This window comes from Streptomyces sp. NBC_00654 (assembly GCF_026341775.1).
Taxonomy (GTDB): Bacteria; Actinomycetota; Actinomycetes; order Streptomycetales; family Streptomycetaceae; genus Streptomyces.
Genome location: NZ_JAPEOB010000007.1, coordinates 53,980 through 68,239 on the forward strand (window position 1 = coordinate 53,980; position 14,260 = coordinate 68,239).

Annotated in this window: 14 protein-coding genes and 2 pseudogenes; 8 read left to right on the forward strand and 8 right to left on the reverse strand. The window is 69.0% G+C overall.

Going from position 1 to position 14,260, the window contains the following annotated elements; all coding sequences use genetic code 11:
- The first annotated feature begins 76 nt into the window (after nucleotides 1–76).
- The 3 genes from OHA98_RS41215 to OHA98_RS41225 all read left to right on the forward strand — a co-directional run bounded on the left by OHA98_RS41215 (nucleotide 77) and on the right by OHA98_RS41225 (nucleotide 3,059).
- Entirely contained in the window at nucleotides 77–1,840 is a 1,764-nt protein-coding gene (locus OHA98_RS41215; RefSeq protein ID WP_266933497.1) for a hypothetical protein, read from the forward strand.
- A 236-nt stretch (nucleotides 1,841–2,076) separates the two neighbouring features.
- Nucleotides 2,077–2,256 carry a hypothetical protein gene (locus OHA98_RS41220; protein WP_266933499.1) on the forward strand — a complete coding sequence of 60 codons (180 nt, stop codon included), beginning with the start codon at nucleotides 2,077–2,079 and terminating at the stop codon, nucleotides 2,254–2,256.
- A 551-nt stretch (nucleotides 2,257–2,807) separates the two neighbouring features.
- Nucleotides 2,808–3,059, forward strand: coding sequence for a hypothetical protein (locus OHA98_RS41225; RefSeq protein WP_266933500.1), 252 nt, complete (start codon nucleotides 2,808–2,810; stop codon nucleotides 3,057–3,059).
- Nucleotides 3,060–3,067: 8 nt separating this feature from the next.
- On the opposite strand, the gene OHA98_RS41230 is transcribed toward OHA98_RS41225, so the two are convergent.
- The 3 genes from OHA98_RS41230 to OHA98_RS41240 all read right to left on the reverse strand — a co-directional run bounded on the left by OHA98_RS41230 (nucleotide 3,068) and on the right by OHA98_RS41240 (nucleotide 5,014).
- Nucleotides 3,068–3,973 carry a DUF4231 domain-containing protein gene (locus OHA98_RS41230; RefSeq protein WP_266933502.1) on the reverse strand — a complete coding sequence of 302 codons (906 nt, stop codon included), beginning with the start codon at nucleotides 3,971–3,973 and terminating at the stop codon, nucleotides 3,068–3,070.
- A 4-nt stretch (nucleotides 3,974–3,977) separates the two neighbouring features.
- A complete protein-coding gene (locus tag OHA98_RS41235; protein ID WP_266933546.1) occupies nucleotides 3,978–4,538 on the reverse strand; it encodes a hypothetical protein in 561 nt (186 codons plus the stop codon).
- A gap of 173 nt (nucleotides 4,539–4,711) precedes the next feature.
- The gene (locus OHA98_RS41240) at nucleotides 4,712–5,014 is read right to left on the reverse strand and encodes a hypothetical protein (protein ID WP_266933504.1); all 303 of its coding nucleotides are present in this window, start codon (nucleotides 5,012–5,014) and stop codon (nucleotides 4,712–4,714) included.
- Between the two features lie 326 nt (nucleotides 5,015–5,340).
- On the opposite strand from OHA98_RS41240, the gene OHA98_RS41245 reads away from it, so the two are divergent.
- Nucleotides 5,341–5,580, forward strand: coding sequence for a hypothetical protein (locus OHA98_RS41245; protein ID WP_266933506.1), 240 nt, complete (start codon nucleotides 5,341–5,343; stop codon nucleotides 5,578–5,580).
- Nucleotides 5,581–6,006: 426 nt separating this feature from the next.
- Here the strand turns inward: OHA98_RS41245 and OHA98_RS41250 are convergent.
- A pseudogene (locus OHA98_RS41250) lies at nucleotides 6,007–7,740 on the reverse strand (SpoIIE family protein phosphatase); the annotation flags it as partial.
- A gap of 186 nt (nucleotides 7,741–7,926) precedes the next feature.
- Here OHA98_RS41250 and OHA98_RS41255 point away from each other — a divergent pair.
- The 4 genes from OHA98_RS41255 to OHA98_RS41270 all read left to right on the forward strand — a co-directional run bounded on the left by OHA98_RS41255 (nucleotide 7,927) and on the right by OHA98_RS41270 (nucleotide 12,294).
- Complete coding sequence (locus OHA98_RS41255) at nucleotides 7,927–8,352, forward strand: hypothetical protein (RefSeq protein WP_266933547.1); 426 nt, start codon at nucleotides 7,927–7,929, stop codon at nucleotides 8,350–8,352.
- A 630-nt stretch (nucleotides 8,353–8,982) separates the two neighbouring features.
- Nucleotides 8,983–9,369: a hypothetical protein gene (locus OHA98_RS41260; RefSeq protein WP_266933508.1), complete on the forward strand. Its 387-nt coding sequence runs from the start codon at nucleotides 8,983–8,985 to the stop codon at nucleotides 9,367–9,369.
- Between the two features lie 162 nt (nucleotides 9,370–9,531).
- The gene (locus tag OHA98_RS41265) at nucleotides 9,532–11,733 is read left to right on the forward strand and encodes a helix-turn-helix transcriptional regulator (protein WP_266933510.1); all 2,202 of its coding nucleotides are present in this window, start codon (nucleotides 9,532–9,534) and stop codon (nucleotides 11,731–11,733) included.
- Nucleotides 11,734–11,736: 3 nt separating this feature from the next.
- A complete protein-coding gene (locus OHA98_RS41270; protein WP_266933511.1) occupies nucleotides 11,737–12,294 on the forward strand; it encodes an XRE family transcriptional regulator in 558 nt (185 codons plus the stop codon).
- A 69-nt stretch (nucleotides 12,295–12,363) separates the two neighbouring features.
- On the opposite strand, the gene OHA98_RS41275 is transcribed toward OHA98_RS41270, so the two are convergent.
- The 4 genes and pseudogenes from OHA98_RS41275 to OHA98_RS41290 form a co-directional block, all read right to left on the reverse strand.
- Nucleotides 12,364–12,858 carry a hypothetical protein gene (locus OHA98_RS41275; RefSeq protein WP_266933513.1) on the reverse strand — a complete coding sequence of 165 codons (495 nt, stop codon included), beginning with the start codon at nucleotides 12,856–12,858 and terminating at the stop codon, nucleotides 12,364–12,366.
- Nucleotides 12,859–13,043: 185 nt separating this feature from the next.
- Nucleotides 13,044–13,466 (reverse strand): hypothetical protein, encoded by a 423-nt coding sequence (locus OHA98_RS41280; protein ID WP_266933515.1) that lies wholly within the window; start codon nucleotides 13,464–13,466, stop codon nucleotides 13,044–13,046.
- Nucleotides 13,466–13,699, reverse strand: a complete 234-nt coding sequence (locus OHA98_RS41285; protein ID WP_266933517.1) for a hypothetical protein — start codon at nucleotides 13,697–13,699, stop codon at nucleotides 13,466–13,468. Before OHA98_RS41285 ends, OHA98_RS41280 begins: the two co-directional genes overlap by 1 nt.
- A 75-nt stretch (nucleotides 13,700–13,774) precedes the next feature.
- Nucleotides 13,775–14,145, reverse strand: a pseudogene (locus OHA98_RS41290) (DUF6233 domain-containing protein); the annotation flags it as partial.
- Nucleotides 14,146–14,260: the final 115 nt, after the last annotated feature.

A 14,260-nucleotide genomic window follows, 5' to 3' on the forward strand; every position in this document is an offset into this window, starting at 1 on the left:
GACCTCAGTTGCACTCCGTGAAGGCAGGTGTGAGCGAAGGGGGTGGCTGGCGGTGTAGGGCCGATAGGGTGAGCTGGTGACGCAGAGTTCTGAACCTTCACCTTTGGTTGCCGGTCTGACCCGGCTGATCCCCTCCGTCGTGCCAGTAGCTGGTGCCGATCCTGAGCTCGTGGCCTTGGGGGAGCGGTACTGGGCGCTGGCGGGCTTCGTTCCCGAATTGGGAACGCCGGTCTGGTGCGAAAAGGCCAACGACATCAGCGTCGCGGGCTGGGGAAAGAAGCTCTACGCGGTGGCCGCCGCTGGCGTGCGTGCTGTGGTTCCGGAGCGGGAGTGCTCCCAGTGCGGTGGCGCGCTGAGTCTCACCTCCCGGACGGCTTTCCAGCAGGTCCTCGACGACGAGGAGACGGCTTGCGTGGACTGCACGCCGTCCCTGCTGGAGGCAGTCCAGTACGTCATCGACCCGGCTCGGAAGGCAAAACGCGAGCGGGCCCTGGTGCGGGAGCTGTCCCAGCAGGCCGCGCAGGACGCCCGAGCACGTTGGCTCGCTGAGCAGAAGGAAGCGATCGCGGACGACCACCCGGCCGTATTCCCCCGCGACGACGGGTTCCCGCTTACGGGCGTGAAGGAGATGGTGGCGACGCTGGCACTGTTGCGGTTCGCACCGTCGACTTCACCGATTTCCCGGGTTCGGGACTGGATGACACCCCTACACCCTGAGACGGCTAAGGCTTCCACGATCGTCGCCTCAACGATCCAGTCGGGTCTTCTGGCCATCCACCCGAGCAGCTCGCCTGGCGCATTCGTCTGGGAGCCGCAGTCCTACGAGCATGCCCTGCAGCAGGCGGGCGGTGACGTGGACGCCGTAGCGTCACCGGAACTCACCGACCGGTTCTACCCGCTCGATGCCAGCCTGTTCGCCCCTCGGGGATCGAGTGCCGGAACTGCGGTCAAGGCCTTGGACGACCACCTTGCTGAAGAACTCCGGCCAGCCAACATGAAGGCAACCCGGCAGGAAGACCTCCTCGCCCTCGCGCATGAGCTCATCGCTGGCGAGGCCATCCGCTACTTCACCAACCAGCTGGACGAACTCAACCTGCCCGACGTGCCTGCCAACCACACCGCTCGCCTGGGCGACGCCGTCGGAAAAGTCTCGGCGCACCGTCCCCTCAACGAGATCTACAACCTGGCATGGCGTGCGGTGCGTTCCGCGGCCGCGGCGGCGCAGAAGAACCCCCGAGCTCCGCGCGCAAACATGACCACCTACGCGGTAAACCAGCTCGAGTCGCTCGCGAAGCGGGCCGTAGACGAGCCCGACTGGTCACTCAAGGCGTTCAGCGAGGATCCGCGCTGCAGCGCGGCCGCCATGACCCGAGTTCTGTTCTTCAACGTGCTCGACGCCAATCCCCTCGAGGCAACGCTTCCTTCGCTCCGGGCATCTCTTCCCGCCCCCATTCCGGAGTACGACGGCGGTGCTGCCGAGCCCGACAGCGCCCCCACCCCGGTTAGGGAAACCCTCAACGATCTCGCCTGGCTGGGCGTCAACCAGCAATCGTGGAACCCGCTCGAGGTCCCGCGGCTTCTCAACACGATCAGCACGAGAGCGAGCGATTCGCCCGACCCACAGGTAAACGATCGCGTGCTGGCCCGCGAAGCGACCCGCCTGAAGGACCTGTACGAGAACCTGAAGCCGCACCTTGGCGAACATCATGCGGCCATGGCCGTGTTCGGTGCTGCCCAACTGCTGACCCACCCACTGAGCTACACCGACGAGCAGCGCACGAGCGGCGAATTCCTTCAGGAACTGATGTCCTACTTCCTGGTGAAGACCGAGGAAGAGTAGGGCGTCACGGTTTCGATCGACGACGTGCCGGACCCGGCGTTGGATCTTCGGCCGGATCTGGATCCCGTCCCGCTCACGACGAGGATCACCGAGGGCATGTCGTTGCAGGAACGGGCCGTGGCGAGCAGGACTGGGAGCCGGCGGAGTGCGACCAGCCGTGCCCGTGCGGCACACCGGACTGCGGTCACGGCGAGCCGTGTGGGGCTGAGGGCTGCGAGGGTCACGACCGGCACACCATGCGTAATCCGACGACCGAGGATGACGTGACGGCCTGGCAGGACTCGCTCGACTGCTGCGAGAGCTGCGGCTCCGCGTTCCTGAACCGCTTGCTGCCGGAGCAGCCGTGGGGGACCTTGAACGGCGATGGCACCGTGACGGTGTTCGACGGCGTCAGCCACTACGAGCTCGGTGTGTAGCCGGACTTCTGCGGGACGTGCCCGGTGACCACTGGGTTTGACTGGGCGTCACCGTACTGCCACGATGGCGCGCTACAACCCCATATAGAGGCGTTCTGCGAGGAGGTGACGCACCACGAGGTTCCCTGAGTAGAGCGCGGTTTTACGGCTGAGGTTTCAGAGAGCTCTTTCAACTCCCTCACCGCCGGTGCACCAGCTGCACGAATCCCTCGTTCCCGTCCCGGGACGGCGGCCACTTGCCATCCAATCCGGTGACCACCCGGTTTGACCGGACGTGAACGGCACTGTCAGGATGACGACCCACAACCGCATATAGAGGTACCGGCGGGCGAGGTGGAGCCAAGCTCCCTCACGACGGTGCAAGCACTACGGCGAGGTTGATGGCTCCAGCAAATCCCTCGCCTGCTCCACCGCACCAAAGCTCTCGTCCGTCCCGGGCGGGAGTTCTTTGTCTCTCCACCCCCGCATGTCCTGTGTTCGCAAGCCCCGGCGCCCGCCGGGGCTTTTCTGCATGCCCTTCGGAGGTCTCCGTGACGGATCTTGCTTTTGCTGTGCCCGCTTACGTCCTGCTCGCTGCGCTCGCGGTCATCGTCGTCCTGCTCACCGTGGTCGCCATCGTCGCGCGGGCGGTCGTGGCGAAGGCCCGGCCCGAGGACTTACAGCACATCCTCCCGGGCCTGGGGCAGGTCCTGGCCGCGCTCGCTCTCTTCCTCCCCTGGGGGCGTGGGACACGGGGCCCGACCGCCGCGCCGCCGGTCCCCGCACGGTCCGAGCGCAGAGGAGGCCAGCGGCCGCGTGGCTGAAGCCGGGGTCAGGCCGCCGGCGACTGGCTGGAGGGCGTGGCTTGGTCGGCGGGCTGGTCCAGCTGCTGCTGGCGGCGGCGCTGTTCGTTTCGGTGGTCCTCGACGCGCTGGGTGAACTTCTTCAGCGCCTCGTTCTCCCGGCCGGGCCCGTACTCGCTGTAGTGGCCGATGCCGAGCCGGACGGCGTTGGCCTCCTCCTCGATGGCGTCGGCGGTCTGCTGGAGGAAGTAGCTGCGCTCGCGGAACTTGTAGTAGCCGGTGAACATCGCGGCCACCGTGATGGCGAAGCTGATGGCGGTCAGGGTGACGCTCTGCCAGGTCAGTTCCTTGCCGGTGTCCAGGGCCGCGATCGTGGTCGTGGAGGCTGAGCCGATCATGATGAGGGTCTGCAGGCCGTTGTGGACCGCCCGGTACTTGCGGCTGTCGGCCTGGTACTGCTCGATCGCGGTGGTGACTTCCTCGCGGTAGAGCTTGCGCCGGTCGTCCAGGTCCGGGCTGCTCTTGACCTTCTGCTGCCACAGAGACTCCTGCTGCGAGGCGAGATGCGCCTCCAGGCGCTGGAGGCTGGACACGTTCCGCCCGGCGAAATAGACGCCGACCAGCGTCAACAGGGACATCAGGAGCAGGCCACCGCAGATCAGGTCACCCACGACGAACCGCGCCGGGTCGCCTGTGGTGCCCCAGGCGATGCCCGTGCCGATGACGGCGGTGAGTAAGGACAGCCAGCTGATGGCCGCCCCTGCGTGCCAGATGCGGTCCAGGAGCCGGCGCCGGGCGAGCTGCTCCTGGGCGTCGATGACGAGGTTGGCGGTCACCACGTAGATCCGTTCGTCGGCGTCCCGCTGGCGGGCGAGGACCAGTTCGTTCGCGTCCCCGATCCGGCGGGGCGCGTCGTCGTCGAAGTCGCGGGCCACAGGGTCAGCGGGCGAACGCTTCGGTCAGGCTGATGCGGTAGCCGTCCTCTTCCATCAGCACGACGGTGACGCCGAACGGGTCGGGGTGGTCCAGCTCGATGGGGGTGAAGGAGAAGTTCATCGCGGCCTGGATCGGCGGCACCAGCTCGCCGCCGGGCTGCGGCGCGGGCGTCGGTCTCCAGTCGGGGGCGACCGACGCCCAGCCCTCGGGGCTGCGGGACAGGAGCTGCTCGCTGTAGGGGAACTGGTGCAGGACGTGCCCGTCGCGGGTGGCGAGCACCATGTTCAGGCACGGCGCCGGACCGACGATCGGCAGCTCGCAGGCGGTGGCGACGTCGTGGGTCTCCCACGCGAGGACGACCTCGTCTGCTCCGGCCGCCGCAGCGATGTTCGAGAGCTCCGCGATCCCGGCGAGCGCGTCCTGGCCGACCTTGAGCGGGCGGACCCAGATCAGCCCGACCAGCTCGCCGCGCACCAGCGGCATCATCAGCGGGCGCGGCACGACCCCCTCACCCAGCGATGCGGTGTACGTCTCCTTCGCGACGCCGACCAGTCCGTTCCACATCCGTGCTTCCACGGAAGCCCCCTCCGTCTGCCGATCCGATCACCGCACCCTGCCACGGGGGCCGAGGCCGTGTCAGCGAGATGATCAGCCAGCTCCCGACCGGGCGCGGCGGGGAGGAACCGGTCTCAGGCGGCCGCCCGCATGCGTGGGCGACCGCGGGTGCGGACAGTTGTTCAGGATGGTGGGGTGTCGTCGGAGGGCCCCTGCTGGTTCTTGGGCTCGTCGCCGTCAGCTGCCGGAGGGTCGGTGACCGGCTCCTCGGTGCCGCCGGGGGCTGTGCCGCCGGCGGGATACACATCAGTGGGGGAGGAGCGGTCGTCCAGGGTGATGGTGACCTGCTGGCCGTGCGGGGTGAGGCCGGTCAGGCGGGCCTGGATCCTCTCGTACAGGGTGGCGGCCAGCTCCTGGTCGCCGTAACAGTGCCATTTCGCCAGCGGACAGCCGAAAACAGCCGCACCGGGAAAACGCCGCCCCAAGGCGGTCGCCCTGTCGGCCGCGCTGGCTCTCGCACGTCAGGAGACGTGGGCCGCGGCCCACAGCCAGTACGCGGCGCTGCCGACCCCGGACCGACCCGACGGCGCGATCATCGCGACCACCACTCCGGGCCTGTGGGAAGGGGAAGCGGTCCGCGTCCTGGACCTCAACGCCTGACAAATCACGATCACCGCAGCACGGGCGGGATGGCTCGTGGGGGCGGGGAGCGGCCAGGAGCGGCCCTTCGACGACGAAGGGGCGGTGGGTACGGGCGCGGTATCGTGGGGTTCCCTTATCTGCGGTTTTTTGTGATCTGGCGGGAGTACGCGTGCCTGAGGACCCCATCGCCCACAGCGAGCTCGCCGCTCTGACCCGGCGGTTCGAGGAGGTCGCGGAGAAGCACGATCGTGAGTTCGGGATCGTCAAATCCGACCTCACCGCGGTGCGGCTCCAGATCGGCAACCTGGATCAGAAGGTCGAGGCGCTCAGCGACAAGATCGACCGTAACCAGGCCCAGATCATTGAGCTGCTCACCCGGCTTGTGGGTCGGAACCCCGACGCTGGCTGATTCTGTTGCCGGGCCCGGCGCCCGGTCCTTTTTGTACGTGACGACGGCCCGGCCGGGCTCCTCCGGTCGGGCCGTCGTCACGTGCCGGGGCAGGGTCCGTAGACGAGGTGTTACTGGCCGCTCGCGTTCCGACGAGAGCGTCGGCGGTCTGCGTGGCCGGAGCCGGGCGGGCCGTTTCCCGGCACACCGGCTCCCTGAAGGCCCCTTGTCTTGTCCCTGATGCGCCAGCGCGTCGGTCAGTTCTGTGCGAGCAGGGTGCAACGGGCTTCGACCAGTGCGCGCCAGCGGGTGCGGGTGGTGTGCTTGCCCTCGAGCCATTGGGTGAGAGAGGCGTTGGTAAGGGGCAGACCAGCGGCGCGGCGGCGTGGTGGAAGGCGAGGGCGAGCTTCACGAACCGGTGGAGGAAGGGGAGCGGATCGGCCATCGCTACTGCTTCTGGCTGTTCGCCGCTTGAACTGGCGGCAGACTCAGCTCGAACCAGACGACCTTGCCGATCGAGAGCCGTGCGGCACCCCAATGCCTGGCCAGCTGGCTCACGACCGACAGGCCCCGGCCGACCTCGTCCATGTCCCGCGCCCGGCGCCGCCGGGGCAGCTGCGGGGAGTCGTCGATGACCTCGCAGTGCAGAATTTCGGTACGCAGCAGCCGCAGCGTTATTGGTCGCTCCGCGTAATGCACCGCATTGGTCACCACCTCGCTGACTAGCAGCTCCACCGTGTCGGACAGGTCGTCCAGGCCCCAGCGGCTCAGTGTCTGGCGGGCCAGCCTGCGGGCTTTCCTGGGGGCGGTTTCGTCCGGCTCCAGGTGCCCGTACGCGACATCGTTCGGCGCGATCCCGTCGAAGCGGGCCGCGAGCAGCGCGATGTCGTCGTCCCGGTCACCGGGGCCGAGCATGTCCAGAACGTCGTCGCAGAGTGCCTCCAGCGGCAGCGGGTGGTCCGGGCCATTCAGTCGGGCCGTGGCGGCAAGCCGTTCGCGCAGCAGCTCGATCCCGGTCCAGACGTCCCGCAACCGGGACTCCACCAGACCGTCCGTGTACAGCAGCAGCGTGGCCCCTGCGGGCGCGTCCAGCTCGACGGCCTCGAAGACGTGCCCGACCCCGATCGGGACACCGGTGGGTACCTGCAGCACCTCCGCACTGCCGTCCAGATGGAGAAGGACGGGCGGCGGATGCCCGGCGTTGGCGATGGTGATCCGGTGCGCGACCGGGTCGTACACCGCGTACAGACAGGTCGCCACCGCGTCCGGGCCGATTCGCTGGGCTTGTTCGTCGAGGAGCTGCAGGACCTCCTGCGGCAGCAGGTCGAGCCCGGCCAGGGTCTGCACGGTGGCACGGAGCTGCCCCATGATCGCCGCAGACGTCATGGAGTGCCCCATGACGTCGCCGACGACCAGGGCGACCCGGCTGCCGGGCAGCGGGATCGCGTCGTACCAGTCGCCGCCGACCCGGGCTGTCTCGGCGGCTGGCAGATAGATGGAGGCGAGCTTGACGCCAGTTTGCTGCGGCAGGGAGTTAGGCAGCATCAGGCGCTGGACCTTGTCGGCGAAATGCGCCTCCCGCCCGTACATCACGGCCTTGTCGATGCCGAGCGCGCTCTGGGTGGCGAGCTGGGCGGCGACCAGGAGGTCGTCGTCCGAGTCGAACGCCGGCCGCCCGGCTCCGCGCTCGAAGACCGCCGCGCCGACTACACGACGGCGGCCGCGCAGCGGGGCGAGGATCACCCGATGTCCGCTCGGTGTACTGCAACTGTCGCCCAAGAGTTCGGGCAGGGCGGCCTGGGCGACGGCTGAGTCGCCGAAGACGGGGCGCACACCACGCAGTACCTCGGCTAACGCGCTGCCGGAGGGTACTTCGCATAGCTCGGCCGGCGGGGCGGGTGCAGGCTGCGGGTCCAGCACCGGCAGCAGGGCACGGGCTGAGCCGTTGCTTTCCTCGACGGGCGGGCGCAGTTGGTCGCTGCGGCGCAGTCGCAGCACGAGGGGTTTCACGGGGCGCTCGTCGCCGACCGGCAGCGGGTCACGCAGGTAGACCACGATCTTGTCCGCAAACGTTGGTACCGCGGCCCGGCAGAGGCCAAGGACGATCTCATCGAGGTCCATTCCGCGGGAGATCCGCCGGGACGCGGCTCCGACGAACCGCATACGGTCTGACTGCCTTTTCAGAACCAGCCCGCTTCCCGGCTCTTCATCGCTGCTGGGAGGGTTGTTCGGGGTTGTTCCGAAGAACTCGCCACCCACGGTCACGCGAGGTCCATCAGGATCCAGGCCTAGCCACTCCGCGTCTGGCCCGGTGTCGCCAGGAGACTCACGCCACCCCAGCTCGTCGGCGATTTCCTCCACAGCCTCGTGCTCGCGGTCAAGCAGACCGCGGGCCGTCTGGAGCGCTTCATCCATCTGATCGAGCGCACCGTCTTCGTCAGAGCGGCCAGTGAACTGCTGAGGAAGGCGCACTTCCGGCCCCAGCGGGGGCGAGGCCTCCGGACTGCCCGCAGTCCGGAGGCCCTTGAGCTCGGCCTCCAAGACGAGAATCCGGCGGGCCGCCACGTCCGCCAGGGCCTGGGCCTTCGCTCGTTCGGTCTCCGCACGAGCGAGCTGGAGCTTCAGATCGCCTCGCTGCGCCGTGGCACGTCCGAGACGGTGGCGCACGGAACCGATACCCGTGGCATCCGGGTCCGGAGCACCATTCAGAGCGTCCAGGCGGCGCGTGAGTTCGGAGACCTGGGCCTGAGCCTGGCCCAGGAGGTTGAAGAGAACAGTTGCGACCTGCAGTGACTGGTTGCGTGCGCGCTCGCTGGCCTCGTAGGCCTGTCGCACACGGTTGAGTTCCTCCAGCGCGCTGAGGGTTCGTTCCTGGGCCTGGAAGAGCTCACGGGCGGATACTGCCGGTTCGCCATCGGAAGCAATCACGGTGGGGTGGGCTTGGGCGGCCTCCCATAAGAAGCGCGCCGGCTCCATGCGGCGAGTCGTCGCTGCTTGGGGTTCGTGCCGGAAACAGGAATCCGCGACTGCCTCGACCAGGTCCCATGCCAGGCCTTCACCTGCGAGCCGCTCGCGCAGCTTCCGCAGCGGAGGAACTGCTCCGTCGTGGAAGTGATCCGGGGTGAGCTGGGAGTGCAGCTCGGAAACGCTCAGAGCCGCTTCGTCCAGCCACGACCTGACGATGCCGACGAGGTCGTTGATCTCGGTGCAGCGCCCCTTGATCGCCCCCCATGGACGGCCCGGCCGATTTGCGCCAGTCACTCTTGACGTCCCTTCAGGGTTATCGCGAACAACCCTGTGTTGTCGGCAGAACAACATCCAACCCGCACGTGAACGCTCCTCGCAGGTGGATCCTCGAATTGCCCGAGCACAGGGCATTCCACAGATCCGCAGGCACGGCCTGCTCACGAGAGGCGACCGATCATGGAGATTCTCACCGACGCGCTGCCGGAGTTCCTGGGAGCTCTGGGCTCGGCCGGAGCCGTCGGGACCGTGATGTGGTGCTTCCGCACCTGGCGGCGGCGCGCACGAGGCCCAGCGAGGGGGCCAGCGTCCACCAGCCTCACGGAGTTCATCGGTGACCAGGCAGCGCCTGCGGACCAGCGCAATGCGACGGCCAGGCGCTACACCCTGCTCGGTACGTTGACAGAAGACGGCAGCCCGAAGCAGCTGACCAGCACGCGGTCGGCAGGGACGGTCATCGTGTGGCCGATGGGACACGGGCAGGAGCGTTTCGAGCTCACTGACGTGCAGCTCTACGACGGCACGTTTGCGGCCGAGCCGGCCACCCGATACGAGGCAGCTCGTTGAGATGACGTTGAAGGGGTGCAGCATTCAGACGGAGGCTGCACCCCTTCAACGTCTGTTCCGCGTGGCCGCGTGGCTCGCCGCCGGGAAGCGTGTGTGATTCATGCGCGATTGAATGCGTGAATCGATGCGCGATCGGGTACGATGCGTTTGGAGGTGACTTCTGTGTCCACTGAGAACGAGCTGTTCAGCGCCGTCGACGCACTGCTGGAGCAAGTCGCGCAGGACGACCTGCCGGACCCTGCGGAGCGCAAGCGTCTGCGCGAGGCGGCGGGCCTGAGCCAGGCGCAGATCGCCACGGCGCTGACCGCCCGCCGGGAAGCGGTCGGGAACTGGGAGACCGGGCGGACCGAGCCGCGGCCGCCGAAGCGCGCCGCCTACGCCCGACTGCTGGAGGGCCTCGCCGCCCGCTTCCCCGCCCCGGCCGCCGACGCGCCCGCCCCTGCCCCGGCCCCGGTGGTCCCGGAGGCATTCACCGGCCCGGCCCCGGAGCCGGCCCCTGCCGCGCCCGCCGCCGCTGTCCCGCCGTCCCGGCCGACGACCGAGGCGAGCAGCACCAGGCCGACGACGACGTCGCGGCGCCCGGGTGCGAAGAAGGCGGCGGCGAAGAAGACCACAGCTGCCGGCGCCGTCGACCCGCGCTTCGAGAACGGCCCGCTCGCGGTGATCGACGCCGACGCCGACGGGGAGGTGTCGGCGTACTGCGTCGGCGGCCTGGTCCTGGACGTGCCCGCCAAGTCGATCCCGTCTCTGGTCGACTGGACTCTGACCGAAGCCAGGCTCGGGCAGGCCCGGCTGCACCGCAACGGCCGCGACGCCGACCCGATCCTCGTCCTGACCGCAACCGCGCTGCACCGCTACGGCCTGCCCGCCGCCCTGTCGGAGGAGGAGCAGCGCCACGGACGGCTCGCGGACAGCCACAAGGTGGTCAAGCAGATCGCCAAGGCCGGTCTCCAGCTCACGCAGCGCGGCCTCGGCCCGTGGGCGCGTGTCTTCCGTGAGCCCGAGGGCTCCAGGCGCCGCTGCGTCCAGCTGTGCGTCCTGCCGTGGAACGCGCTGGACGCGCGGGAGTGGGACCGTAAGGACAACCCGGTCCTGCCGACGATGCATCCGGCCGACCTCGCCCGGTACCTCGGTCTGTACGCGGAGCGGGTGATGACGCCGCGCGGCACCACGGCGACGACCGGCCTGGAGCTGATGGTCGCGCTGCGCCCGCCGACCCGCGCGGAGAAGGACGAGGCCACCGGCGAGTTCAAGCGGGCCTTCAACGACGACGCGCTCACCCAGCTCTATCCCGTGGTGGAGTGCGAGGTTCCCGACGAACACCCGGTCCTGAAGGGGAAGTTTGCCCGGCACCACCTGCGTACCCCTGCCGAGATGCTGATGGAGGAGCCCTACGACTGGTGCCGGCCGCTGACCGATGACGAGTGCGTGAACCAGTTCCTGGTCGTCGTCGACCTCAACATGAGCTTTGCCGCGGCCGCGAACGGGCTCACGGTCGGGCTGAACGGGCCGACCCACCTGGAGAACAACCCGGCGTTCGACGCGTCGCTGCCCGGCTCGTGGCTGGTCGACCTGTCCCACGTCGACCTGTCCCGCGTCCGGATCAACGGGCGTACCGTCGACGGCTCCCGGCTGCCCTCCCCGTTCACGCCGAAGGGCGACCGCCCCGAGGGCCCGGCCTGGTACGCCACGCCCACCGTGCAGTACGCGGTGGAGCTGGGCTTCGACGTCGCGCCAATCGAGGCGTACGTGCGCACCCAGACCGGCCGCTACCTCGACTCCTGGTACAAGCGGCTGCGCGACGCCTACGTGGAGACGATGGCCGACATGGGCGTCACCACCGACCTCACCGGGAGCGAGTTCCTCGAGGCGATGGCGCGTCGCAAGCAGGTCGACCCGACGATGGCGCTGCTGGAGACCGCGATCAAGGCGACGGCGAAGGGCGCGATCGGCAAGCTGCGCCAGCGCTCCCGGGGCCAGGTGCCGTACTACGAGCCCTACCCGGCGCTGGAGCGGTGGACGTGGCGCCCCGACATCCGGGCCGCCGTGCTCGCGAACCAGCGGACCGGCCTGCACCGCAAGCTGATGAAGACGGCGGCCACCGCCGACCTGTACCCGGTCGCGATCGGCACCGACGCGATCGTCTACCCCTCGCCCGGCCCGTCGCCGCTGGACGTCCTGCCGCACACGCCCGAGGGCAAGCCGGCGCCGGGCACGTTCCGGCTCGGGGTCTCGCCCGGAATGGTCAAGCACCAGGGCGCCCAGACCGTCCTGTGGGCAGAGCAGCAGTTCGAAGAGCGCGGCGGCGTCTTCAACATCGCCAACCTCATCAAGACCGACCAGAGCGCCGGAGAAGGGGAGTAACCCATGGTCGACTCACTCGGGGACAGCCTGGACCGCGCGCTGGAGGGGGCGTTCACCCGCCGCATCCCGCAGAGCGCCCAGGCGCAGATGAAGTACCTCGTCAAGCAGCTCAAGGGCACCAAGGCCGCCGCCCAGGCGCTCGGGATCTCCCAGCGCACGGTGGAACGCTACGTCTCGGGCAAGCTCAAGCGGCCCCGCCAGGACCTGCGCGGCCGCCTGGAGCGCGAGGTCAAGAAGAGGTGGCAGCCGCAGATCCGCGCGAAGGCGAGGAAGAGGGCGGCGTCCGCGGACGGCCTGGTCGTCTCCACCCGCGCCCGGTTCGGGTTCACCGCGGAATCGGGCACGACCGACGACGCCCGGATCCGCGACATCACCCAGGCCCTGCCGCCTGAGTTCGCCGACCAGCTGTTCAACGCACGGGAGCAGGGCAAGACCGAGGACCAGCTCCGGCAGATCGCCGCCGACGGCCTCGCCCGGATGTACTTCCGCGCCAACAACAGCCGCGCCCAAGGGCTGGGCGTGGAGTTCACCGACGTGGAGCGGCTCAACATCGAGCTGTGATCACCCGCCCACGGCAGGGGCCCCGAACCGGCGTGAGGTTCGGGGCCCCTGCCAGATGCTGTCGCCGGGTCAGCCGACGGCGGCCTTCTCTTCGGCGAGTGTCTTCTTGGCCTGCTGGTAGTCCTCGTACGTTACGGCGTCCAGCGCCTCCATTCTGGCGAGCGTCTCCACCGTGTCGTCCTTCTTCATCGCGCTGTCGGTGAACTTCAGCAGCAGTTCCACCATCGCGTGGCTCTTCCAGTGCCGCAGTTCCGCCTCGTTCAGCAGCTCCGGGCCGCCGGTCATCATCAGGTCGACCAGCCGCTCCCGGGCCCGCCACTCCCGGCGCCGACGCCACCAGCCCCCGCCCGGCCGGTTCAGATCCCGCACCTTGCGGATCTGGTCCACCATGGCCCTGATCTGCGTCTCCTGCTCGGGCGTCCACGCCTTCCCAGCGCTGTCAGACAGCGCTTGGACGGCCTCTCGGGCGGCCTTGCTGTCGTCGCCCGGCCCGTCACTGCTCAGCTGCTCCACGGCCTTCCTGAGCGACGCTTCCGCCGCCGTGGTGTCGTCGTCTTCAGACACGCTCTCCCCTTCTCCTCGCAGAGGCGCGCGGTATGCCCGCCGCACCGCTCCCTGGGCAATTGGACGGTCGGCCTACTGGGGGTCCGGGTCCGACCCACCTGGCGCGGCCGCCGTACGACGGGAGCGCCGGCGGATGACGCCGGGCAGCTGGCGGGAGGCGGCGGCCGGGATGAAGAACAGCCCGGTCATGCCGAGCTGTCCTGTTGTGCCGTCCCTGTCTCAGCTCTGGGGGCAACGAGGCCATCGAAGTTGCCCATGGTGGTGACGTCATCGCACAGGCCAGCGGTGTCGGTGTCGACGGGGGTGAGAATGCCGTCGCTTCGGACGGTCCAGGCCACCAGCGGGTCCACGGTGAACGTGCCATCCTCGTTCTTGTACCGAGCGCTCCACCCACCACCGGGGATGGCGGCGACAACAAGGTGCCCACCTTCCGAGAGCCCGGTGAAGTTACGGCCGCTGTCCGCCGGGACGAGTCGACCACTGCGCTCATCAACGACGAGCGCCTGGCCCTCGTCGTCCCAGGCAATGACGGGCTTGCTCCTGTAGACCGTGCGGCCGTTTGCTTCCTGCTTGTAGTTCGCTTCATAGGGGTGTTGCGCTGGGATCACTACGTCTCCTGGGCAGGTTGGTACTGGTCTTGATGTGACCGTACGGCCGGAGCGGTCTGTCCGTCCCGGGGTTCGATCAGGTCAGACCGGCCGTACGACGCCACGTCGCCGGGGCGGGGCAGCTGCTGCCCGGCCTGGTAGCCGACCTGGACCAGGTGCACCGGCACCTCCACCGCGATCACCACCCACATCAAAACCCGCAGCCCCCGTAACGCGCCGCGCTCCTCGTCCATCCACATCAAGTCAGGGGGAACGTACTGACCGGGCGTCCTTGCCCACCAGGGCACCATCACCCGCAGGGATGATGATCAGCCGCCTTCGATGTGGTCGAAGCCGCGCAGCACGGGGTCCAACTCCTGCCCTGCGCCGCACAGGGAGCACAGTCGGGTACCGGGCTGCTCCGCGATGTCCAGCGCCCGCGCCAGAGGCAGCAGCGGCGCGTCCTGCGGGGCCTCGGCGCAGTCGACGGCGTGGAGCACGGCACGGCCGGGCCCGCGGCCGCCGCCCACCTTCTGCAACACCCAGCCCGAGGGCCGGCGGGGCCCAGCACCTCGCGCACCGACGACGGCGGCGGCAGCCGCTCGGTAGGCACGGCGTCGTAGGAGACGCCGTCGACCGGCCGTACATGCTCGGGGGCGCGCACCCACACCCGGTACTCCGCAGCCTCCACACCGCCGTCCACCTGGTGAAGAGGCCCTATTCGGACCGTGCGCTATTCCCCTGCCCGACGCTCGTTGGAGTGGTTGAGTCCAGGGTGTTCGAGACGCGAGGATCCGCCGATTTAGTCCAGCCTT

What these genes read in the sequence shown, in the direction of transcription:
- OHA98_RS41235 (WP_266933546.1), bottom strand. Translation starts at nt 4,538, where the DNA reads ATGTGGAACGGACTGGTCGGCGTCGCGAAGGAGACGTACACCGCATCG.
- OHA98_RS41270 (WP_266933511.1), top strand. Translation starts at nt 11,737, where the DNA reads ATGGTCGACTCACTCGGGGACAGCCTGGACCGCGCGCTGGAGGGGGCG.
- OHA98_RS41260 (WP_266933508.1), top strand. Translation starts at nt 8,983, where the DNA reads ATGGAGATTCTCACCGACGCGCTGCCGGAGTTCCTGGGAGCTCTGGGC.
- OHA98_RS41285 (WP_266933517.1), bottom strand. Translation starts at nt 13,699, where the DNA reads ATGGACGAGGAGCGCGGCGCGTTACGGGGGCTGCGGGTTTTGATGTGG.
- OHA98_RS41220 (WP_266933499.1), top strand. Translation starts at nt 2,077, where the DNA reads ATGCGTAATCCGACGACCGAGGATGACGTGACGGCCTGGCAGGACTCG.